Origin of the sequence: Marinobacter piscis (assembly GCF_007671655.1) — a bacterium.
Lineage (GTDB): Bacteria > Pseudomonadota > Gammaproteobacteria > Pseudomonadales > Oleiphilaceae > Marinobacter > Marinobacter piscensis.
On sequence record NZ_VCGX01000002.1, the window covers coordinates 597,401 to 619,298 of the forward strand.

The 21,898-nt window shown below is 54.3% G+C and carries 25 protein-coding genes and 2 tRNA genes; 5 read left to right on the forward strand and 22 right to left on the reverse strand.

Annotation, left to right across the window (positions count from 1 at the left end; genetic code table 11):
- Positions 1 to 51: 51 nt before the first annotated feature.
- Positions 52 to 519, forward strand: a complete 468-nt coding sequence (locus FFI95_RS08425; protein ID WP_246069455.1) for a c-type cytochrome — start codon at positions 52 to 54, stop codon at positions 517 to 519.
- 23 nt (positions 520 to 542) lie between these two features.
- On the opposite strand, the gene FFI95_RS08430 is transcribed toward FFI95_RS08425, so the two are convergent.
- Positions 543 to 1,226 (reverse strand): cytochrome b/b6 domain-containing protein, encoded by a 684-nt coding sequence (locus tag FFI95_RS08430; RefSeq protein WP_144821979.1) that lies wholly within the window; start codon positions 1,224 to 1,226, stop codon positions 543 to 545.
- A gap of 109 nt (positions 1,227 to 1,335) precedes the next feature.
- Between FFI95_RS08430 and FFI95_RS08435 the strand changes: the two genes are divergently transcribed.
- A complete protein-coding gene (locus tag FFI95_RS08435; protein WP_144821980.1) occupies positions 1,336 to 1,731 on the forward strand; it encodes a glutaredoxin family protein in 396 nt (131 codons plus the stop codon).
- Position 1,732: 1 nt separating this feature from the next.
- On the opposite strand, the gene FFI95_RS08440 is transcribed toward FFI95_RS08435, so the two are convergent.
- Genes FFI95_RS08440 through dapA form a run of 5 tightly spaced genes read right to left on the reverse strand, consistent with a single transcriptional unit; the run spans position 1,733 to position 6,318 of the window.
- Entirely contained in the window at positions 1,733 to 2,740 is a 1,008-nt protein-coding gene (locus FFI95_RS08440; RefSeq protein ID WP_144821981.1) for an NAD-dependent epimerase, read from the reverse strand.
- 33 nt (positions 2,741 to 2,773) lie between these two features.
- Positions 2,774 to 3,505, reverse strand: coding sequence for a TIGR04219 family outer membrane beta-barrel protein (locus FFI95_RS08445; protein WP_144821982.1), 732 nt, complete (start codon positions 3,503 to 3,505; stop codon positions 2,774 to 2,776).
- Between the two features lie 47 nt (positions 3,506 to 3,552).
- Positions 3,553 to 4,266, reverse strand: a complete 714-nt coding sequence (purC, locus tag FFI95_RS08450; RefSeq protein ID WP_144822436.1) for a phosphoribosylaminoimidazolesuccinocarboxamide synthase — start codon at positions 4,264 to 4,266, stop codon at positions 3,553 to 3,555.
- 46 nt (positions 4,267 to 4,312) lie between these two features.
- A complete protein-coding gene (bamC, locus tag FFI95_RS08455; RefSeq protein ID WP_144821983.1) occupies positions 4,313 to 5,440 on the reverse strand; it encodes an outer membrane protein assembly factor BamC in 1,128 nt (375 codons plus the stop codon).
- Positions 5,440 to 6,318 carry a 4-hydroxy-tetrahydrodipicolinate synthase gene (gene dapA / locus FFI95_RS08460; RefSeq protein WP_144821984.1) on the reverse strand — a complete coding sequence of 293 codons (879 nt, stop codon included), beginning with the start codon at positions 6,316 to 6,318 and terminating at the stop codon, positions 5,440 to 5,442. The genes bamC and dapA overlap by 1 nt, the downstream gene beginning before the upstream one ends.
- 74 nt (positions 6,319 to 6,392) lie before the next feature.
- Between dapA and FFI95_RS08465 the strand changes: the two genes are divergently transcribed.
- The gene (locus tag FFI95_RS08465; RefSeq protein ID WP_144821985.1) at positions 6,393 to 6,860 is read left to right on the forward strand and encodes a peroxiredoxin; all 468 of its coding nucleotides are present in this window, start codon (positions 6,393 to 6,395) and stop codon (positions 6,858 to 6,860) included.
- A 10-nt stretch (positions 6,861 to 6,870) separates the two neighbouring features.
- On the opposite strand, the gene FFI95_RS08470 is transcribed toward FFI95_RS08465, so the two are convergent.
- Together FFI95_RS08470 and FFI95_RS08475 are read right to left on the reverse strand one after the other, a co-directional pair.
- Complete coding sequence (locus tag FFI95_RS08470) at positions 6,871 to 7,953, reverse strand: AI-2E family transporter (RefSeq protein ID WP_144821986.1); 1,083 nt, start codon at positions 7,951 to 7,953, stop codon at positions 6,871 to 6,873.
- A gap of 16 nt (positions 7,954 to 7,969) precedes the next feature.
- A complete protein-coding gene (locus FFI95_RS08475; RefSeq protein ID WP_144821987.1) occupies positions 7,970 to 8,197 on the reverse strand; it encodes a sulfurtransferase TusA family protein in 228 nt (75 codons plus the stop codon).
- 154 nt (positions 8,198 to 8,351) lie between these two features.
- Here FFI95_RS08475 and FFI95_RS08480 point away from each other — a divergent pair, with 154 nt between their 5' ends.
- A complete protein-coding gene (locus FFI95_RS08480; RefSeq protein ID WP_144821988.1) occupies positions 8,352 to 9,827 on the forward strand; it encodes a M48 family metalloprotease in 1,476 nt (491 codons plus the stop codon).
- A gap of 2 nt (positions 9,828 to 9,829) precedes the next feature.
- On the opposite strand, the gene nadA is transcribed toward FFI95_RS08480, so the two are convergent.
- The 14 genes from nadA to aspS form a co-directional block, all read right to left on the reverse strand.
- Entirely contained in the window at positions 9,830 to 10,891 is a 1,062-nt protein-coding gene (gene nadA, locus FFI95_RS08485; protein WP_144821989.1) for a quinolinate synthase NadA, read from the reverse strand.
- A gap of 212 nt (positions 10,892 to 11,103) precedes the next feature.
- A tRNA-Lys gene (locus FFI95_RS08490) sits at positions 11,104 to 11,179 on the reverse strand.
- Positions 11,180 to 11,250: 71 nt separating this feature from the next.
- A tRNA-Lys gene (locus FFI95_RS08495) sits at positions 11,251 to 11,326 on the reverse strand.
- Positions 11,327 to 11,410: 84 nt separating this feature from the next.
- Positions 11,411 to 12,163 carry a tol-pal system protein YbgF gene (gene ybgF, locus FFI95_RS08500; RefSeq protein ID WP_144821990.1) on the reverse strand — a complete coding sequence of 251 codons (753 nt, stop codon included), beginning with the start codon at positions 12,161 to 12,163 and terminating at the stop codon, positions 11,411 to 11,413.
- Positions 12,164 to 12,190: 27 nt separating this feature from the next.
- Positions 12,191 to 12,760, reverse strand: coding sequence for a peptidoglycan-associated lipoprotein Pal (gene pal, locus FFI95_RS08505; RefSeq protein WP_144821991.1), 570 nt, complete (start codon positions 12,758 to 12,760; stop codon positions 12,191 to 12,193).
- Positions 12,761 to 12,822: 62 nt separating this feature from the next.
- Positions 12,823 to 14,100: a Tol-Pal system beta propeller repeat protein TolB gene (gene tolB, locus FFI95_RS08510; RefSeq protein ID WP_144822437.1), complete on the reverse strand. Its 1,278-nt coding sequence runs from the start codon at positions 14,098 to 14,100 to the stop codon at positions 12,823 to 12,825.
- 51 nt (positions 14,101 to 14,151) lie between these two features.
- Positions 14,152 to 15,138 carry a cell envelope integrity protein TolA gene (gene tolA, locus FFI95_RS08515; protein ID WP_144822438.1) on the reverse strand — a complete coding sequence of 329 codons (987 nt, stop codon included), beginning with the start codon at positions 15,136 to 15,138 and terminating at the stop codon, positions 14,152 to 14,154.
- Positions 15,139 to 15,217: 79 nt separating this feature from the next.
- Complete coding sequence (gene tolR / locus FFI95_RS08520; protein ID WP_144821992.1) at positions 15,218 to 15,664, reverse strand: protein TolR; 447 nt, start codon at positions 15,662 to 15,664, stop codon at positions 15,218 to 15,220.
- A 34-nt stretch (positions 15,665 to 15,698) separates the two neighbouring features.
- Positions 15,699 to 16,388, reverse strand: coding sequence for a protein TolQ (gene tolQ, locus FFI95_RS08525; RefSeq protein ID WP_144821993.1), 690 nt, complete (start codon positions 16,386 to 16,388; stop codon positions 15,699 to 15,701).
- A gap of 51 nt (positions 16,389 to 16,439) precedes the next feature.
- Complete coding sequence (ybgC, locus tag FFI95_RS08530; protein ID WP_144821994.1) at positions 16,440 to 16,874, reverse strand: tol-pal system-associated acyl-CoA thioesterase; 435 nt, start codon at positions 16,872 to 16,874, stop codon at positions 16,440 to 16,442.
- Complete coding sequence (gene ruvB / locus FFI95_RS08535) at positions 16,871 to 17,899, reverse strand: Holliday junction branch migration DNA helicase RuvB (protein WP_144821995.1); 1,029 nt, start codon at positions 17,897 to 17,899, stop codon at positions 16,871 to 16,873. The genes ybgC and ruvB overlap by 4 nt, the downstream gene beginning before the upstream one ends.
- A gap of 140 nt (positions 17,900 to 18,039) precedes the next feature.
- Positions 18,040 to 18,669 (reverse strand): Holliday junction branch migration protein RuvA, encoded by a 630-nt coding sequence (gene ruvA, locus FFI95_RS08540; protein ID WP_144821996.1) that lies wholly within the window; start codon positions 18,667 to 18,669, stop codon positions 18,040 to 18,042.
- A gap of 30 nt (positions 18,670 to 18,699) precedes the next feature.
- Positions 18,700 to 19,227, reverse strand: a complete 528-nt coding sequence (ruvC, locus tag FFI95_RS08545; protein ID WP_144821997.1) for a crossover junction endodeoxyribonuclease RuvC — start codon at positions 19,225 to 19,227, stop codon at positions 18,700 to 18,702.
- A gap of 11 nt (positions 19,228 to 19,238) precedes the next feature.
- Complete coding sequence (gene aspS, locus FFI95_RS08550) at positions 19,239 to 21,044, reverse strand: aspartate--tRNA ligase (protein ID WP_144821998.1); 1,806 nt, start codon at positions 21,042 to 21,044, stop codon at positions 19,239 to 19,241.
- 227 nt (positions 21,045 to 21,271) lie between these two features.
- On the opposite strand from aspS, the gene fabR reads away from it, so the two are divergent.
- Positions 21,272 to 21,895, forward strand: coding sequence for an HTH-type transcriptional repressor FabR (gene fabR / locus FFI95_RS08555; protein WP_144821999.1), 624 nt, complete (start codon positions 21,272 to 21,274; stop codon positions 21,893 to 21,895).
- The last annotated feature ends 3 nt before the right edge of the window (positions 21,896 to 21,898 follow it).

A 21,898-nucleotide genomic window follows, 5' to 3' on the forward strand; every position in this document is an offset into this window, starting at 1 on the left:
GAATCATTACCGCGGTAAATCACAACACTTCAGATATTAAGAGAGTGAACCATGCGAAAATCACGTTTTTTTCTAGCCTTGGCAATGAGTGCCGCCGTTTCAGCACCCGCAGTGGCCCAGATGGATGTGGAGGATCAGATTGAGACCCGCCAGAGCGCATTTACGTTCGCTGCATGGAACATGGGCAAGATCAAGGCTCAGGCTGTTGATGGCGCTGTTGCCTACAACGAACAGCAAATGCTGGCGGCTGCCAACGCTATTGCATCCGTTGCAAATTCTGGCCTAGGCTCCCTCTTTGGTCCGGGTACTGCTCTGGACGAAAATGACAACACACGACTGAAGCCAGAGTTTTTCGATAAGCCGGACAGGGCCCGCGAAGTTGCTATTAACTTTGCCCAGGAAGCAACAAAGCTTCAGGAAATCGCAGCCAACGGTGCAGAAAAAGCCGCTGTCGCTGCTCAGTTCAGTGAAGTAGGCAAAACCTGCAAGGCCTGTCACGACGACTTCCGCGCCGAGTAGTAAGCCTCACAAGCAGTCCCCGCTTACCACCCCAAATCGGGTGGTGGCGGTGGGGGTGGTGCCAGTAGCCCACCATTTGCTACCCACACGGCAAACCCTGCAACTGCCAACGCCACAATTAACGCTAACAGACCACCTCCTGCCCTATCCCTGCCCTGTGTCTCTGTGACCTTTTTGCGACCACTGATCATGGGCGTAACAAGATTGTCTTTTTTGATCAGCGTATAGAAAAACACACTGGCAACATGCAGGCCGATCAATCCATAAATATACCACTCTGTCTTCTTGTGCCAGGATGTGATTGTATCGTTCCAGGCAGAGGAAACTGCCCGGTAAAGGGGGCCATTAAACGCGATGGCATCCGTAGCAAACAATCCGGTAACTGCCTGAAAGCCCAGCAAACCCAGCATCGCCAGGACGGACAGAGCGCCCAGCGGGTTGTGCCCCAAGCCTCGCCATTCACCTTTCAGATAGGCTGTAATGGCCGCCGGGCCCGGAACGAACTGAACAAACCGCGCATAGGTTGAACCAACAACGCCCCACGCCAGCCGGAAACTGAGCAGGCCAACAATCGCCAGCCCCAGGCGCTCGTGCCAGACCATCCAGGTGCCACCCAGCTTTACCGATACCAGCGCGCCTGTCACTGCAAGTACCAGTAACCAGTGAAAAAGCCGGGTGGGCAAATCCCAAAGTGAGATCGACTTCATTTCCATTTCCTTATAAAACATCTACAGATTCGGGCAGTTGGCCCGATTGATACCTTTTTTGCTTTATACTGTGCGCCGGATTCCATGTATCAGATCAGAGGTTTATTCAATGCGAGTCGTTATCCGTTATTTTTTCCGGACATTGCGCCTTATCTTGACGCCTTTCGTGCTGTTGAGCGAAAAACTGGGCGGAGGAAAACCCGTACAACGCAGCACTGAGGCTCAACAAAAAGTAGATGCGGCCTGTGAAAACCTGGCGTTGTATCAGTTCAAAACCTGCCCCTTCTGCGTGAAGGTCCGCAAACAGATAGCGCGCCTGAACCTGAATATCGAGAAGCGTGATGCACAACACAACCAAACCCATCGCGCCGACCTTGAACAGGGCGGCGGCAATATTAAAGTGCCCTGCCTCCGCATTCGAAATGCAGATGGCAGCGAGCAATGGCTTTACGAGTCCAGTGACATCAATAACTGGCTGGAAGAGCGCTTCGGGAACACAGCCTGAATCAGACCCGGAAAAACTCCCGGTACCAGTCAACGAAACGGGCAATCCCCTCTTCCACATCGGTTGCCGGCTTATACCCTACGTCATTGATCAGGTCATCAACGTCCGCGTAGGTAGCCGGCACATCGCCGGGCTGCATGGGCAGCAGGTTTTTCTGCGCTTTCTTACCCGTCCGTTCTTCAATAATTTCAATAAACCGGGACAGCTCAACCGGGTTATTGCTGCCGATGTTATAAATGCGATAAGGCGCTTTACTGGTACCCGGCTCCGGACTTTTTCCATCCCAGCCAGGGTTTGGTTGCGCTACCTGATCAAGTGTGCGAATAACGCCTTCAACGATATCATCAATGTAGGTGAAGTCACGCTTGTGGTTGCCATGGTTGAAGACATCTATGGGCTCGCCGGCAAGAATCTTTTTGGTGAAGATAAACAACGCCATGTCCGGACGTCCCCAGGGGCCATATACCGTAAAAAAGCGCAGGCCGGTGGTGGGTAACCCGTAGAGATGGCTGTAAGTATGCGCCATCAGCTCATTGGCTTTTTTCGACGCAGCATACAGGCTCAGAGGGTGATCCACATTGTCGTGGACAGAGAACGGCATGGTTTCATTAGCACCATACACAGAACTGCTGGAAGCATACACCAGGTGCTTAACACCATTATGGCGACAGCCTTCAAGGATATTCATGAAACCAACAAGGTTGGCATCCACATAGGCGTTCGGGTTTTCCAGTGAATAACGCACACCGGCCTGGGCCGCCAGATGCACAACCCGTTCGGGGCGATGTTTTTCAAAGATGTCTGCCATCACCGAGCGGTCGGCAACGTCCTCACGTACTTCAGTAAAGCCGGCGTGGCCGGTCAGACGCGCCAGCCGGGCTTCTTTGAGGTTAACATCGTAATAGTCATTAACATTATCAACGCCAATGACTTCGTCACCCCGGTCCAATAAACGAAGAGCCAGCTGAGAACCAATGAACCCTGCCGTGCCTGTTACCAGAATCTTCAAGTTTTCGCTCCTTTTTTACAGCTCAGCCGGCACTTAAAAAGTGACGCCAGCGCTTACAAACGGTCCGTCGAGTTTCACATCAAAAACGTCGTCGCCGTCTTCGTAGTCCACGGCAATCTGACGGTAACCTGCGCGCAACTGCAACACTGAAATACGGTATTGGCCATACACATTAAAATCGCGCATGGAGTCGCCGCTGTAGCTGATAAAGTTGCCCCCCGCGCCCACAGATGCGCCGGTAAATGGTAAATCGAAACGGGCTGAAATATAGCCCAAAGGCAACACAGCATCGGCTTCCGTGCGGCTTGACTGGGTTGAGTTTGTGCGGCTTTGCATCCTTAACTCACCAGAGAAATCACGTACTGTCAGTCCCAGGTCAAGATTTACCCAGTTATCCAGCACCTCGTAGTACAGGGTCAGATCCAGCTGTTCAAGATCCAGCTCGGAATACACCGTGCCCGGGTCTACACCATCATACTGTTGAGATAACTGTCCGCGCCCACTTTGCTGAATTTTTGTGTACGACAAGGCTACGTTGGGCAGCAGCGGCACCGGATGTTCAAGGTAAAGGCCGGCGTTGGCGTTACCGTCGTTATCCAGCCGCAGTTCGTCATCTACATCCACAGAGTTGCTGTCTTTGGCGACGTTTCCGGACAGATCTGAATCCCAGTAGCTCACACTGGCACCCAGGCCAAGGATATCCGCCTGAGCAAGAGGCGCGGCCAGGATCAAGAAGCTGCCTGTGGCAAGTGTCAGTTTACGCATAAGAGTACACCTGTGGGTTTTTATCGTTTTGTGTTTACAGCTGGGTGTCAGTCAAAGTTGATTCCAAGACGACGTCCCACCTCTTCATAGGTTTCGATAACATCACCCAGACCCTGCCGGAAACGGTCCTTGTCCATTTTTTTGCGGGTTTCTTTATCCCAGACCCGACAACCGTCCGGGCTGAATTCGTCTCCCAGCACAATGTCATCGCCGCTACGGCCAAACTCAAGTTTGTAATCGACCAGGAGCATCCCGGCTTCATCAAACAGATTCTTCAGCACACTGTTGACCTTATAGGTCAGCTCTTTCATGCGTGCAAGCTCGGCCTCGGTTGCCCAGTTGAAGCTGACAGCCAGGGATTCGTTAACCATCGGATCGTGCAACTCGTCGTCCTTCAGGAACAACTCATAGGTGGGCGGATTAAGCTCTAACCCTTCTTCCACACCAAGACGGCGGCACAGACTGCCCGCAGAAATATTCCGCACCACACATTCCACAGGAATCATGTCCAGTTTCTTGACCAGTGACTCGGTAGCCGACAGCAGGCCCTCGTGGTGGGTAGGTATACCTGCGGCTTCGAGCTTTTCCATTACAAAGGCATTGAAGCGGTTATTAACCATTCCCTTGCGATTAAGCTGCTCTTTCTTTTCGCCGTCAAAGGCTGATGTATCATCACGAAACACAAGTACAAAACGCTCGGGGTCGTCAGTACGGAACACAGATTTTGCTTTACCTGCGTAGAGTTCTTCGCGTTTTTCCATCATAAATCTCCGGGACGGAGGCCTGTCGCACAGCCTCCTTTCTTGATCAGTATAAGTAATCGAACAGCTGAGTCAGCGCGTCTTCGGCCTTCCTGTCGCCGTTGTAGTCGTCAGTAGTCTCTGCTGTCACATACACCTGGCCGTCACGCTCAGCCAGGCTGATCGTATGGGTATGGCGGGGCTTGTCTTTATTGCTGAACCAGCTGAACCAGCCCGGATCACGCTCATCGGCCGTACGGAAATCAACAAACAGCCAGCCTTCACTGCGGTTAAGGTCGAGGACCGGGTTATCCAGTTCAGTGAGTGCGCGGTTTACCTCAGCCCAGGCCCGACCGTAATCAAGGTCCATTCGTATGGACTGAGCCGTATCATTTTCAGACACCAGGTTAACCAGGGGTTTGGTTTCCATACCTGAAGCTGCACGGGAGAATGATTTACTCTCTTCCCTGGCTTTCAGAAACTCACCAATATCTGCAAGCAGGCGTTTTTGCAGCGCCAGTCGGGCAGCGGACGGATCGCCAGTACTGCTCCAGGAAACCAGCTCTCCGGGCCAGCCGGTACTGTCGTCTGATTCGCCAGCAGACGTGAGCTTTCGCACCTGAATCTCTGTTGTCTTGCGCCGTACCCCGGGTGCTACGCGAACCTGCATGATGGCTTTAGGTTCAGCTGCTGTTGCGCTGGCAGGCTGTTCAGGTAACTCCAGAAGCTCGCGGGCGCGCATGCTGAAGTTTGCCAGCTCACTTTGCAACAGGCCAAGTTGCGGATTGTCACGGGCGACACCCAGGCCCTGCTCATTCATGTACGCTGTAACACCGGGCCAGATACGGCCGGGCACATCGTTTATCAGCAGCCAGGCCCGACCATCGAGCTCCTCTATCACGTAATTCTCTTCAAGAATCTCAGAGGTCATGTCCGGCGGACGGGGGATATCAGACGGATACATTTTACTGGCATCTGCCGGGTTGATCTGGCGAATGGGCATTGCCTGTGATATCCGGGAGCTATCGGCCGACTCTGGCAATGCCAGAGGCTCGCCCGGCTTTTCGTTCACATAGCGCTCAGATCTGTCTTCCAGCAGGCTGCAACCGGAGAGTGCAACAGCAATCAAGAGCCCGGACGCAGCGGCCACGGGGCGAAATGTACTGAACTTGCGGGCTCCTGAATGATCCTGCATCAGAGTACTCCTGACTCTGCTAACGCTTCTTCAACCTCTGCATGGAACTTTTCGCTCAGCTGGGTCAGGGGCAACCGTATGCCCTCCCCGATCATACCCATGCGCTGAAGCGCCCATTTAACCGGTATCGGATTTGCTTCAAGGAACAGCTTGCGGTTAAGAGGCATCAGACGCTCATTCAGGCGCTCTGCCTCTTCGCGATTACCGGCAACGGCAGCCGCACACAGTTCAGCCATTCCTTTAGGAGCAACGTTAGCGGTCACTGAAACGTTACCCTGGCCGCCTGCCAGCATCAGTTCCGCCGCAGTGGCATCATCACCGGAATACACCGCAAGACGCCCGTCGAGCGCCTCAATGAGTTCGGCGCCCCTGGGAATATTGCCTGTGGCGTCTTTAATGGCAACAATGTTGGGAATATCTGCAAGGCGCAGAACCGTCTCGTTCAGCATGTCGCAGGCGGTTCGTCCGGGCACGTTATAAAGCATCTGGTTGATTCCAGGCACTGCCTCTGCAATGGTCTTATAGTGCTGATAGAGGCCTTCCTGAGTCGGCTTGTTGTAATAAGGCACAACGAGCAGACAGGCGTCTGCCCCAAGCCTGTGGGCTTCGGTTGTCAGCTCGATAGCCTCCCGGGTACTGTTACCACCCGAACCGGCAATAACCGGTATGCGTCCGTTCACGCGCTTGATGATATGACCAATTACCCGGCAGTGCTCTTTCTGGTCGAGTGTTGAAGACTCGCCGGTGGTTCCCACAGCAACGATACCGTTTGTACCGCTTTCAATATGAAAGTCCACCAGTGCGTCCAGATGCTCCCAGTGAATATCACCGTTTGGATGCATGGGCGTGACCAGTGCGACAAGGCTACCCGTAATCATAAATGCTCCGTCCGAATAAAATGGATATGGTAATGTTGGGCACGAACTGACACAAGTGAATTAAAGGAGATCTCATGTCATCTGTTGAATTGAATCAGCCTGTACCTGATTTTGAAGCACCAGCCACTGGTGATCAAACCATTCGCCTCGCAGATTTACGGGGTAAGAATGTGGTGATCTACTTTTACCCGAAAAACAACACCCCCGGCTGTAACGCAGAGGGCGAAGACTTTCGGGATAACATGAAAGAATTCACTGAACTGGATACAGAAATTCTGGGCGTCTCACGGAACGGGCTCAGGGCCCATGAAAACTACCGGCAAAAGTTTGAGTTCCCGTTTCACCTGATCTCGGATAAAGAAGAGGAACTTTGCCGCCTGTTTGACGTTATCAAACTAAAAAAGCTCTACGGCAAAGAACATATGGGCATTGTACGCAGCACATTCCTGATTGACCGGGACGGCGTACTGCGTCAGGAGTGGCGCGGGGTCAAAGTGCCCGGGCACGTCGAGGAAGTGCTCGAGGCCGTGAAGGCACTCTGAGTCCGGGCGGCTACGCCTGATCCGGATCGGCTGAAGGAGGAGCCCCCTCCTTCACCGGCCACGCCGAAAAAACAGCTTTAAGCATGGTCGCCAGCGGAATAGCAAAGAAAACACCCCACAATCCCCATACACCCCCGAAAAACAGCACTGATATAATAATAAGAACCGGGTGCAGGTTATTCACCTCGGAAAACAGAACAGGTACGAGGACGTTGCCATCCAGGGCCTGGATAACTCCATAGACCACCATCACCCATATAAAGTGCGTTCCCCAACCAAACGCAAACAGTGCGATCACTGCCACTGGAATCGTCACAACGGCCGCACCAATGTACGGAATAACCACACTCAGACCGACCAAAAGCGAAAGCAGTGCAGTATACGGCAGCCCCAAAAGCTTGAAGGCAACGTATGTAGAGCCCCCGACTATCAGAATTTCAAGCGCTTTCCCCCGGACATATCTGGCCCACTGCAGATTCACCTCGTGCCAGATCTGGAGCATCATCGGGCGCTGAGGCGGCAACATCCTGGCAATGGCGTCGAGCAGCACCCCCCGGTCTTTAAGAAAAAAGAACACCAGTATCGGCACCAGCACCATGTAAATAAGCAGAGCTACAAGGTCGGGGATGCTCGACAATGAAAAGGAAACCAGCCACTGAGTCAGGTTTCCTACTTCTGTACTTACCTGCTGGTAGATATTACTGACTGCCTGGGTTGAAATAAGATGTGGATACTCTTCAGGCAGCAGAGCAAGATACGTCTGCAACTCTCGGATAATTCTGGGCGTTTCCCCTGCCAGTGTGCTGACCTGACTCCAGACAAGTGGTAACAGACCAAAGATAAAACTTACCAGAACGCCCAGAAATACAAGAAACACAAGAAGGATGGCCAGCCCCTCGGGCACGCCGAGTTTGTTCAGCCGGGTAACAAGACCCTGCAAAATGAAGGCTATAATCAGGGATCCGATCACCGGTGCCAGCATGGCACCGAAGAGTACAAAAAAGACTGTGCCGGCTACCAGAATCAGGAAAAGAATGACAGCTTCGTCATCTGAAAAGTATTTATGTGCAAGACCGCGTAAAATTCTGACCATCAGGGACTCCGGAAATTCAATCGCTGCACTCTATCACAAACCGGAAATGCCCATCCGCTTCCGACGTGCTCACCAGGTGATGACGAGACAGCTCCAGAAACGCCGGTATATCCCGGGCGGAGCCGGCATCCGTAGCAATCACTTCGAGTGTTTCGCCGGGAGACATGGTATTGAGCTCCAGCTTTGTCTTCAGCAGCGGCATCGGGCAACGCAAACCGGACGCATTCAATGTACGATCAGCCATAAAAAACACACCATCACAAGACATAAATTTCGAAAGTCGGCATTATGCCCCCAGTAACACTGTATTGCACCACAATACCTGTTAACCCGGGGTTTACTTGTGACCCGACCCGGTTATTGAAGAAGCTGCCCAAATCAGGAGCCTGACGTATTACATGAAAAACATTCTGACTAAGCATCGCTGGTACCGAACGCTTGCAGTGGTTACTGTGCTGGCTTTTGCCCTTGTTTCCGGCCCTGCCACAGTGGCCCAGGAAAGCCGCCTTCCGAGTATAGGTGGCGCTAGTGGCGGCCTTATTTCGGGGCAGCAGGAAAGCGATATCGGTCAGCAGGTAATGGTCTCAATCCGCAGGTCTGCACCAAGGATCACAGACCCTCTGGTTTACGACTACCTGAGTGCCATTACCTACCGGCTCGTCCCTTCGGCGCCACTGGAAAGCCCGGACATCACCCTGGCCCTGATTGACAGCCCGGCCATTAACGCCTTTGCGGTACCCGGCGGAATTGTTGGCGTAAATGGCGGCCTGTTTCTTAACGCTGCCACAGAGCAGCAGTTTGCATCTGTACTTGCGCACGAGCTTGCCCACCTGAGCCAGAGACATTTTGCCCGCCGACTGGAGCAACAGGAAACAAGCACGCCTCTTACGATCGCCGGTATGATTGCGGGCATTGTGCTTTCCGCCGTCACTCAGTCAGATATTGGCATTGCAGCCATTGCCGGCACTCAGGCTCTGGCTATACAGAACATGCTTGCTTACAGCCGCTCCCATGAACAGGAAGCTGACCGTGTCGGCATGGACATTCTCGCCAGCGCCGGGCTTGATCCCAAAGGCATGCCCGAGATGTTCGAGATCATGATGCGGCAAAACCGGCTGCAGGGTAACAACATGCCAGAATATCTTTCTACGCACCCCCTGACGCAGAGCCGGGTGGCTGACACTCGCAACCGGGCAGAGCAATACCCGGATAAAACCGTCCACGACAGCCAGGAATACCATCTGATTCGCAGCCGTCTGCAGGTACACTACGCAGCCTCTCCGGATGTCGCGGTACGCACGTTTGAAAACCGGCTTGAAAAGCCGGACGCCCAGAACAACCTGGCCATTCAATACGGACTGGCAATGGCTTACCTGAAGAATGATCAGCCGGATCAGGCCCAGCAAATCATTCGTGAATTGCTGAAACGCGCCCCGGGGCGAATAACGCTGCAGGTTACCGAGGCCGAAATCAATATTGAGCAAGGCAATTTGAGTAAGGCCAGATCGATACTTGAGGAAGCCCTGAGCCGAAATCCAGGTAATTACCCGATCACCTCAACCCTGGCAGATGTGGAGATAGCGGCAGGTAATGGCACACAGGCTGCCAGACACCTCACCCAGCTGTCCCGGAACATGCCACAACAGGAACATATATGGTTAAGGCTGGCAGAGGCCGAGGGCATGGCCAGAAATATCGTGGGGGTTCATCGGGCACGAGCGGAATACAATGCACTGATGGGCGACCTGGAGTCTGCCCAGAGACAACTGCGGCAGGCTCAGGAAAAACTACCCGCCGGCTCCGCCCAAAGGCAGGTTGTGAGTGAGCGGCTGGGGGAAATCACCAGCCGCCTCCAGGCACGCAGAAACAGCTGATATCAGGCGTTACCTGCAGCCTTCAGGTTCATCCCCGAGGTGAAGTCAAGCATACGCCGCAAGGGTTTGAGCGCTGCTTCCCGGGTGTCTGGCCCGACCAGTACTTCCTGATCGCCATGCTCAAGCACATGCAGCAGGTTTTTCAGCCCATTCATCGCCATCCACGGGCACTGGGCACAACTGCGACAAGTGGCACCGTCACCGGCAGTGGGGGCTTCAATCAGGGTTTTGTTGGGCGCCAGCTGCTGCATTTTGTAGAAAATGCCGTTATCGGTGGCTACGATAAACTCCTGATTCGGCAACGTTTGCACCGCATGAATCAGTTGCGAGGTTGAGCCAACCACGTCGGCCATTTCTACAACGGCATCCGGCGACTCCGGGTGAACCAGTACGGCTGCCTCAGGGTAAAGAGCCTTGAGATCTTCCAGCCCGCGGTATTTGAATTCTTCATGCACAATACAGGAGCCATCCCACAGCAACATGTCAGCACCGGTTGTTTTCTGTACATAGTGCCCAAGGTGCTTGTCCGGAGCCCAGAGAATTTTTTCTCCCCTTGCATCCAGGTCTTCGATAATAGCCTGGGCGCAGCTGGACGTTACCACCCAGTCCGCGCGCGCTTTCACAGCGGCTGAGGTGTTGGCATACACCACAACAGTACGGTCACTGTGTTCATTACAGAAGGCTTCAAACTCATCGGGTGGGCACCCCACATCCAGCGAGCAGGTTGCCTCGAGAGTCGGCATAAGAATTCGCTTTTCGGGATTCAGGATTTTGGCGGTTTCCCCCATGAATCGCACACCAGCTACAACCACGGTCGAAGCCGGATGCTGATTGCCAAAGCGGGCCATTTCAAGCGAGTCTGCCACACAACCGCCCGTCTCTTCCGCGAGGCGCTGGATATCCGGGTCTGTATAATAGTGAGCCACAAGAACGGCGTCTTTTTCCTTAAGGACAGCCTTGATACGGCTCTCAAGCCAGGTTTTCTCATCAGCACTGAGCTGTTTGGGCTCCGCTGCGTGGGCCAAATGTTCCTGAACAAGGATACGGTCTTCAGCTTTTGTCATTTACGGATACTCTCAGTTACTTAGCATCAGTTACTTTCCGCCACTACGTTCTGACTCCGAGTATATCACTTCGGGGACGAGTTCGAATGTACGAAGTATTCCGAGTCTTGCAATTCCCGGCAACTGACTGGAAAACGAACAGCCAAAAAAAAAGGACTACATCGCTGCAGCCCTTTAAGTCTCTACTTTACACTGAAAAAAATCGCTGAATATGGTGGGTCGTGATGGATTCGAACCATCGACCAATTGGTTAAAAGCCAACTGCTCTACCAACTGAGCTAACGACCCAAAACTGGTGATCAGTACCCGGACCCTGATCGATCCCAGCGCGGCTCAGCTGAGCGCTGGAATGTCTAATATGGTGGGTCGTGATGGATTCGAACCATCGACCAATTGGTTAAAAGCCAACTGCTCTACCAACTGAGCTAACGACCCAAGCGAGGCGCATATAGTAATGATTTTTTGGCGGCGATCAACCCCTTCCGCCATGTTTTTTATTATTTTTTTGCATTTACCGTCTTACGTGCCCTCTGAGTCCAGAAACTTCCGGGCCAATTGTGCAGCGCCGGTATCCGGATAGTCCTTTACAACCCGCTCCATATGCTGCCGCGCTTCGGCTTTCTCATCGAGCTTATCCAGCGCTACACCCAGCTTGTAAACTGCATCCGGCGCTTTTCGATGATCCGGATAACGGGTTGCGACAATCGAAAATGCCTGCCGCGCCTGTTCCGGTTTAGGCTTTGCCAGATAGACTTCACCCAGCCAGTAATAGGCATTAACCGTAAGATCGCCCTCGGGGTAATTATCGATGAACTCATAAAGCCTGCTGATGGCTTCATCGTATTTTTTCTGTTTCTGGATAAGGTCCTGGATCTCCTGATAGGCTTCCCGCTCTTCAGCATCCGGCTGACGATACTCTCGTATGTTTTCAGAGCTGTCCTCATCTGTTGCACTGACACTTGCCGGGGCGGCTTGCGACTGCTCGGAGAGCTTTTCTGACAGGTCCAGAATCCGCTGATCCAGGTCGATGTAGCGATCCCTGCCCTGTTTTTGCAGGCGCTCTATTAGGTGCCGCTGCTCTTCTGTCTCACCCTTGAGTCGTCGCACCTCCCCCTGGAGCTGCTGAATCATATAGAACAACTCGGACGTAGCCTGACCGGAGTTCCCTGAGGCAGTAGTCTGAAAGGCATTGACTGTTGACTGCGCCAGCGTCACTCCCGCCTGCCCCAGGGCAAGCGGGAAGATCACTGCCGCCATGAGCTCTTTTCTCATGGGCTTAACCTGACTTTGTTGGTGTGTTTACTCGAATACGAGTTCCACACGGCGGTTCTGGGCCCAGGCACTTTCAGAAGACCCCATAACCGCCGGCTTCTCTTCACCATAGCTTATGGTTTCCATCTGCCCCCGAGAAGCACCGTTTACAACAAGAAAGCGCTCGATGGCTTTGGCACGGCGCTCACCCAATGCCAGGTTATATTCCTTAGAACCACGCTCATCGCCGTGCCCTTCAAGGCGTACGTTCTGGCGCGGGTTGTCAGACAAATAACGGGCGTGGGCCACAAGCACGTCGCGGGCTTCAGCCTTGATTTCGGAGGTATCGAAGTCAAAGTAAAAAGTGGTAACTTCACGCAGGGCGTCCTGCTCCGCCTGCTGCTGAGCTTCCATACGCTCGTCTTCGGTCATTGAAGATGAAGAAATCCCGCCGTCATCATCTGCGCCGTAAACTGTAGAACCACCCTCCTGGTCAATCGGTGCTACGTCGGACCCGTAACCTCCCTCTTCAGGCTGCTCACCGGTAGAGCTACAGCCGGCGAAAAGGCCAGCGGAAAATAACAGTGCAATTACTTTGGTCTGGGTTGAAAGTTTCATAACTCATTCCTTCTTGATGTTTAACGTAAATGCGTTTTCTCTGGTAATTATCCTGTCTGCACCTATCGGGCAACCGGCCCCCACGCCGGATCGCGGACATCGCCCTCGGCGGCGGGCAAGCTGTAGGCCGCCCCGCCATCTGCTGCGACAACCGTCAGCACACTGTCGCCATCGCGCTTGGTGGCATAAATAAGCATGCGGCCATTTGGCGAGACGCTGGGTGACTCATCGGATTCTGTGCGCGTGAGAACCGTTTCCTCCTCAGTTTCCAGATTAGTGCGTGCAATGTGGAATGCCCGGTCCCGCTGATGTACGTAATACACATACTTGCCCTGATTGTCGGGGCGCGGGCGCGCATTGTAGCGACTCCCGAACGTAACCCTGCGGGGTTCGGCCCCCGGCCTGTTCATGTAATACACCTGGGGCCCGCCGGAGCGGTCCGAGGTAAAGAACACCCCGTCGCCGGAGCTGTCCCAGGTGGCTTCGGTATCAATTGCCCAGTGATTGGTAAGCCGGGTTGTCTTACGGGACCCGAGATCCATCTGGTATACCTCAGCGTTACGATCTTTTGATAATGTCATCAGCAATGACTGGCCATCGGCGGACCATGAAGGCGCCGAGTTCAGGCCGGGGAAATCTGCCACTTCCGTGCGCTCACCCGTGCGCAGCTCATGAACATAAATAATGGGCTTTCCGGTCTCAAAAGAAACATACGCCAGTTTTTTCCCATCCGGAGACCACGCCGGTGACATAATGGGTTCCTGGCTTTCAAGGCGAATGCCAGCACGCTTGCCATCTATATCGCTTACCTGAAGACGGTAACGGGCTTTGCCATTCACCCTGTCAAGCGTAACGTAAGCCAGCTTGGTGGAGAATACACCCTGCACACCGGTGATCGCTTCATACACTTTATCACTGACATGATGGGCCAGTGAGCGCAGGTTGGATGCCGGCGCAGTTGCAGTTTGACCAAGAATCCGCTGCTCACGGTTAACATCAAACAACTCATAACGCGCCTGCACCCTATCGCCTTTACGGGTAAGTTGACCGACCAGTACATAGCGCTGGCCAAGCATCTTCCAGTCCCGGAAATGCACATCGGATCGCTGTGACGGCAGACTCAGCATTTTCTCTGGAGGTAAAGGACGAAACTCGCCGCTCATGGTCAGATCTGACTGCACAATACTGCTCAGCTTGTCGCCGGCCGGCATGTTGCCATTCTCGGCAAACGGTACCACGGCAACTGGTATTGCAGAGTCAGCTCCCTCGGTTATACGGATCAGTAATTCTGCCCGGGCGCTGGTAACAACCATAAACACCAGGGCAACCGCCGCAAGCATTGTCTTTAATGGGCTGAACGAACGTTTCTGTTTCATGGCGTTACCCGCTTGTTATCTCAATCTTCGAGGATTGAATTCAATCGTGAATTGGCGGAAATAGTTCTCAAACGTATCCCGCTCTGATGGCACCGGGTACCGGTTTAAAGATTTTACGGCGCCCAGAGCCGAGTTATCAAAAGCGGTATTCCCGCTGCTGGACACCAGCTTTACACTTGCCAGCTCGCCGGTTGGCAATAACGTAATTTGCAGTCGGGCCGTCATATTTTCTGTTGCCGACGAAGGCGGATACCAGGCCTGACTGAGGCGCTCACGAATCAGGGCCTGATACTTCCTGCTTTCAGATTGCATCTGGGCCTGTCGTGCCTTGGCAGCTGCCGCCTGCTTTTTGCGGCGCGCCTCTTCAGCCTGCTTTTCCCGGGCCTGCTCAGCCTGGGCTTCCAATTGCTCTTCGCGGAGTCGACGTTCGGCTTCTTTGCGTTTACGCTCCGCCTCTTCGCGAGCCTGTTCTTCCTGTTTTTTGCGTTCCGCTTCTTCGCGCTTGCGTTGTTCTTCCTGCCTGCGCTTTTCAGCTTCAGCCTTGCGTTTTTCTTCCAGTTTTCGCTGCTTTTCCGCTTCGGCTTCTGCTTTGCGGCGTTCACGCTCTTTAGCTTCGGCTTCTGCTTTTTGCCGGGCGGCTTCGGCTTCCCGTGCCTTCTGAGCCTTACGCTCCTCGGCCTTTGCCTGTTCCCGTTTACGCTTCTGCTCTTCCTCTTTGCGTCTGGCTTCTTCGCGCTTTTGTTCTTCAGCCGCCTGGCGTGCCTCTTCCTCTTGCTGGCGTTGTTTTGCTTCCGCCCGCTTTCGTTTCTCTTCTTGCTCGCGCTCCTGGTCTTTGTCCGGCTCATCAACAGGTTCAGTAACCGGGCTGGGCTCCGGCTTCTGTTGAGTAATGAGGCGGGCAGAAATACTGCTTGGCGGTGGCTCAGGGGGCGGTGAGGACCAGGAAAAGCCAGCAAGGGCAATGCCCGCGATAAGCAGGTGCATTGCAATCGAGAGCGCCAATGGCGACTTCCACGGCGGCGCCCCCGTACTACTGAGTTCCCGTTCCTGACCTGTCACAACCACTCCGCCTGCACTGATCTCACGTTTCATCCGGGACCGTATCAGTAATCAAACCGACACTGCTTGCCCCCGCACCCTGAAGTGTTGCCATCAAACGCACCACAGTGCCGTAATCGACGTTTTCGTCTCCCCGCACCAGAATGTCACCCGAGGTTCTCTGGGAAAGTATCTTCGCCACCTGATCACGCACCCTGGCCAGGGACATGGGGTCACTGCCCTCATCACCAACCTCCAGATAATAGGCGCCGTTGGAGTCTACCGACACCACAATGGACTCCACATTTTTGTCGGTCTGAATCGGGTCGGATGCAGTTTCCGGCAGATCTACCTTTACACCCTGCGTCAGCATCGGTGCTGTCACCATAAATATAATCAGCAGCACCAGCATCACATCAATATACGGAACAACGTTGATTTCCGACATCGGCTTACGCCTTTGTTCGGGCATCATTCCCATCCCTTTCATAGCGGTGTGCTCCGGCTGTTAACAATTAAATTCATCAGGCCCCTGCCTTTTCGGCACTGTGGACACGCCGATGCAGAATGCTGGAAAACTCTTCTGCAAAGGTTTCGTAGTTTTTCAGCAGCGCATCGGATCTGGCTGAAAAGCGGTTGTACGCAACCACTGCGGGGATGGCCGCAAACAGCCCCATGGCCGTTGCAATAAGTGCTTCCGAGATGCCGGGGGCTACGGTTGCAAGTGTGGCTTGCTGAACCTGAGCCAGGCCACGAAACGAGTTCATGATGCCCCATACTGTCCCGAACAGCCCCACATAAGGACTGGTAGAGCCAACAGTCGCCAAGAACGGCTGATGAGTTTCCAGGCGCTCCTGTTCACGTGAGAACGCGACTCGCATGGCCCGCTGCGTGCCCTCCATAACCGCATCAGCATCCCGGCTCTGCTGGCGCAGCCTTGAGAACTCTTTAAACCCGGCGCGGAACAAGGCTTCCATTCCCGAGTAGGGTGTCGGCTCCGAGCTTACTTCCCGGTACAACTGCCCCAGGTCCATGCCGGACCAGAAGCGCTCTTCAAACGCTAACTGAGCCCGCCGGGCTTTGCGAAACACTTGCAAGCGCTGAAAAATAAGCGCCCAGGACACCACCGATGCGGCGGCAAGTAACAACATGACCAGCTGAACCAACACACCGGCATTTGCAATCAGACTCCAGACTGATAGTTCCGAATCCACCACTTACTCCTGGGTTATTTCCTGGTTTGTTTCGTATTTGCGTGATTACTCTTAGTCGCGTGAGCCACTGTCGCGCTCCAGCAGTTCGCGCATGCTTTCAGGTAAGCGTCTTGGCCGGCTGCTGTCCAGCGCTATGCAGGCAACTCTTACTGTTCCCTCACACAGCAGTTTTCCGTCTTTCACGCGACGTACCTGTTGGCGGAACTCCATCCAGACCCGGCCAAAGGCTACGGGTTCTGCAGAAACCACAAGCTCGTCATCCAGAACAGCAGCTGCGCCATAGTGAATCGATAAACGCTGCACTACATAGCTTATGTTTTCGGCCATTCCGGCACGAAGTTCTACACCGCAACTGCGTACCCACTCCGTTCGTGCCCGCTCCATGTAATGAAGATAACGGGCATGAAACACTATGCCGCCGGCATCCGTATCTTCAATATAGACCCGGATGGGCCATTCAAACGGAGTGAATTCGCCCTGACTCAAGCCGGACCTCCTTCAGAAGCCGGAGCTTCCCTTTCAATACCGAAATGCAGGTACGCATGGGAGGTGACCATGCGCCCCCGGGGCGTTCGTACCATAAAGCCCTGCTGAATAAGGAAAGGTTCAATGACATCCTCGATGGTTCCGCGCTCTTCGCTGATGGCGGCAGCCAGACTTTCAACACCCACCGGGCCGCCATCGAACTTCTCAATCATTGCCAGTAACAGTCGCCGATCCATGTGATCAAAACCCTCGCTGTCTACTTTTAGCATATTCAGGGCCTGATCGGCAGTGGCAGCGTTAATGTGCCCGTTCGCACGCACTTCTGCATAATCCCTTACCCGTCGCAGCAAGCGGTTGGCAATCCTTGGGGTACCCCGGGAGCGCCGTGCAATCTCGTACGCACCCTCTTTATCAATATCCACGCCGGAAAGCCGTGCTGTGCGCTCAATAATGTGGGTCAGGTCTGCTGTATTGTAGAACTCAAGGCGCTGAACTATGCCAAACCTGTCCCTTAACGGTGAGGTAAGCAGGCCCGCCCGGGTTGTGGCACCAACCAGCGTAAAGGGGGGCAGATCCAGTTTGATTGATCTGGCTGCCGGCCCCTCACCAATCATAATATCCAGCTGGTAGTCTTCCATCGCAGGATACAGCACCTCTTCCACAACAGCGCTGAGGCGATGAATTTCGTCAATAAAGAGGACATCTCCCTCTTCCAGATTGGTCAGCATGGCCGCCAGATCACCGGCTTTTTCCAGCACCGGCCCGGACGTTGTCTTTATCGACACGTTCATCTCATTGGCGACAATATTGGCAAGCGTCGTCTTGCCAAGACCCGGAGGGCCAAAAATCAGAACATGGTCCAGAGCTTCATGACGGCCGCGTGCCGCTGAGATGAAGATGTCCATTTGCTCCCGCACTGCAGGCTGACCCACATACTCCGAGAGTAATGCCGGCCGCACAGCGCGGTCCTGTACCTCTTCGTGATCACCGGCCCGCGCTGAGATCAGTCGGTCGGACTCAATCATGTTCTTATCCGTTCGTCGGAAATCAATGGACTGCCACTTTCAAGCCAGAAGTGACCCAATTGTACAAACCAGCTTCTGCGTGTCACGTTACGCTCTCTACAGGTTGGGCGCCACACGGGCGACAGATTAAAACTGCGTCATCAGGCGGGGATCATGTTGCGCAATGCCAGCCGTATCAGGGTTTCACTGGTCATCCCCTCGTCCGCTACTTTAGCAATCGCACGCTCGGCTTCCTGAGGTTTGTACCCAAGCGCGATAAGAGCCTCTGCCGCTTCATCGGTCGGGCTGTGCGCGTTTGCTGATGCTCTTGGCTCACTGGCCGTTGAGCCATCTGCAACTTCGGCTGCCGGTGTAAACTGCCCTTCCAGTTGCTTGATACGGTCTGTCATGTCGATCAGCAGCCGCTCGGCTGTTTTCTTGCCTACCCCGGGCAATTTCACCAGCGCCTTAACATCCCGCGCTTCAATACAATGAATAAACTGATGGGCGTCCAGGCCGGACAAAATGCCGGCAGCCAGTTTGGGACCTACGCCGTTGACTCTGATCAGCAAGCGAAACAGATCACGGTCCAGGCGCGAAGCAAAGCCATACAGACTCTGGACATCTTCACGTACTACGAAATGTGTCTGCAGGGTAACTTCCTGCCCGACATCCGGCAGGTTGTAGAAGGTAGTGAAGGGAATGTCAATTTCGTAACCCAGGCCACTGCATTCAATCAGTGCCTGCCCGGGCGTTTTTTCGATAAGAATACCTCGGATACGACCTATCAAGGATAACCTCCTGCCGCTCCGCAGAGCTGTTTATTTTTGTCGCACACGCCCACTGCGCGCTCTGCCCGCGCTGCCGGCTACCCGGAGAATACTCTGGTTCATGTGGGCATGGCACAACGCAATAGCCAGGGCATCGGCGGCATCTGCCTGGGGTTTACGGGACAGTGACAGCAACGCCTGCACCATATGCTGAACCTGCGACTTGTCAGCGCCGCCCTTGCCGACCACCGCCTGTTTAACCTGCCGTGCGGAATACTCGTGTACGGCCAGGCCACTGGTTGCAGCACCGACAATGGCGGCACCCCGGGCCTGGCCAAGCTTGAGTGCGGAGTCGGGGTTACGCGCCATAAAAACCTGTTCTATAGCGAACTCCTGGGGCCGATATTCGGTAATCAGACTTACCAGGCTCTGAAAAATGATTTTCAGCCGCTCCGCCATAGGTTTCTCACCCATGCGGATACACCCGCTATCGATGTATTCTATGTGCCGGCCCTCGGCCCGGATAATGCCGTAGCCAGTAATCCGCGAACCAGGGTCGACACCCAGAATAATTGCCATCTTGTGGGCGATCAGGATGCGTCGGAGTCAGATGCCTGGTCGCCAGCGGTTTTTGCCGGTTTCTTACGCAGGCGTATATTCAGCTCTCGCAACTGTTTTTCATCCACCTCTCCCGGTGCCTGAGTCATCAGGCACGTTGCACTCTGGGTCTTGGGGAACGCGATCACATCTCGAATGGAGCTGGCATCCGTCATCAGCATGATCAGCCGGTCAAGACCGAAGGCCAGGCCACCATGAGGTGGACAGCCGTACTTCAGTGCATCGAGCAGGAACCCGAATTTAGCCCGGGCTTCATCCTCACCAATGCCCAGAATACGGAACACTTCCTGCTGCATTTGCTCGCTGTGGATACGAATAGACCCACCACCCAGCTCGGTGCCATTGAGAACCATGTCATAGGCACGGGATAAGGCTGTAGCCGGGTTTGCCGCCAGCTCTTCAGGGCTGCACGCAGGCGCTGTGAACGGGTGATGAATTGCTGTAAGTCCACCATCTGGCAGCTCTTCAAACATCGGGAAGTCCACAACCCACAGGGGTGCCCACTCAGAAGTCAGCATCTTCAGATCATGGCCAACGCGGATCCGGAGCGCGCCAAGGGCTTCATTGACGACCGTGGTTTTATCGGCGCCGAAGAAGACAATATCACCGTCTTCCGCACCTGTACGCTCGATAACCGCCATGGCTACATCGTCACCCAGGAATTTAACAATGGGCGACTGCAGGCCTTCAACACCTTTGGCCAGGTCGTTCACCTTTATGTAGGCCAGACCTTTTGCACCATAGACACCGACAAATCTGGTGTATTCATCAATCTGTTTGCGGCTCAGCTCACCGCCTCCGGGCACACGCAAAGCCGCTACACGGCCGTTAGGATCATTGGCGGGGCCGGCAAACACTTTGAAGTCAACGCCGGCAACCAGTTCACCCACATCCTGCAGCTCCAGCGGAATACGCAAGTCCGGCTTATCACTGCCAAAGCGCTCCATGGCTTCGGCATAGGGCATACGCGGAAACTCCGGCAACTCTACGCTCATCACATCGTTGAACAGCGCACGGATCATGTCTTCGTTCAGGTTCATCAGGTCTTCTTCGCTGACGAAGGAAGCCTCCATGTCCACCTGGGTGAATTCAGGCTGCCGGTCTGCCCGCAGATCTTCATCACGGAAACACTTGGCAATCTGGTAATAACGATCAACACCGGAAACCATCAGCATTTGTTTAAACAACTGCGGTGACTGGGGCAGCGCAAAGAATGAGCCATCGTGTGTGCGACTGGGTACCAGATAGTCGCGGGCACCCTCGGGAGTCGCCCGGGTAAGAATGGGGGTTTCCACATCCATGAAACCGTTGCTGTCGAGGTAATTGCGGATGTAACTGGTTACCCTTGAGCGGAAACGCAGACGGTTCAGCATTTCAGGACGGCGCAGGTCGACAAAGCGGTAGCGCAAGCGAACGTCCTCGCCCACATCCACATGTTCATCCAGTGGAAATGGCGGTGTTGCTGCGGCGTTCAGAATAGCCACCTGTTTGCCCAGCAGCTCAACCTGACCGGTTGGCATGTTGCTGTTTTCAGTACCTGCCGGCCGGCGACGTACACGACCGGTTACCTGCACCACGAATTCACTGCGCACCTTTTCGGCCAGCGCAAAGCTTTCAGGTGTATCCGGGTCTATCACCACCTGAGAGATACCATCCCGGTCGCGCAGATCCAGGAAGATAACCCCGCCATGGTCACGGCGGCGGTGTACCCATCCGCAGAGTGTAACTTCCTGATCAATGTGGGATTCGTTGATCCCACCGCAATAATGACTGCGCATACCGGTTCCCGTTTGTATCTGGTGTCTGAGATTAATGTTGATGTCGGTCAGGCCCTGCCCGCAGAGCAGGCAGGAACCATACTGCAAAAGCGGCCTATTATAAACATAATGGTGGCGAAAATCAGACCCGTTTGGCGACGGCTGAATGCCAGGGTCTTACCTTGCGGTTCCCCAAGGGGTAACAGACCGCTAGACTATTGTATTCATCATGTTAGGGAGTCTTTAGTGTGTCTACCAGAGCCGAGCAGAAACTTCTCACCCGGCGCGCCCTGATGGATGCTGCGCTTGCCCAGCTGAGTGCAGATCGTGGGTTTGGCAGCCTGAGCCTGCGGGAAGTCGCACGGGAAGCCGGAATTGCCCCCACATCCTTCTACCGGCACTTTGCAGACCTTGATGAGCTGGGGCTGGTGCTGGTAGACGAAGGCGGTGTTGCGCTGCGGCAACTGATGCGACAGGCGCGCAAGCGCATTGCCCGCAACGGGAGCGCGATTTCCACATCGGTAGAGATTTTTATGGAGTACCTTGGCAACAACGCAAACCTGTTCCGGTTGATGCTTCGCGAGCGCACCGGGGGCTCCAAACCTTTTCGTACGGCGATAAAAGCTGAAATTGATCACTTCGTAACGGAGCTTGCCGACGACCTGCGGCGTTTTGGTCATGAAAGACAAAAACCACTATCCGATGCCAGAGTGGTAGCCGAGGCCATGGTCACCCTGGTGTTCAACCAGGGCGCAGACGCCCTGGACGCAACACCCGGAGAGCGGGCTGAACTGGCAGGCAAACTGAAAGCCGAACTCAGGATGATTCTGATTGGCTCGCAAATGATGGCCAAGCACCCCTCCATCCGGTAGCTG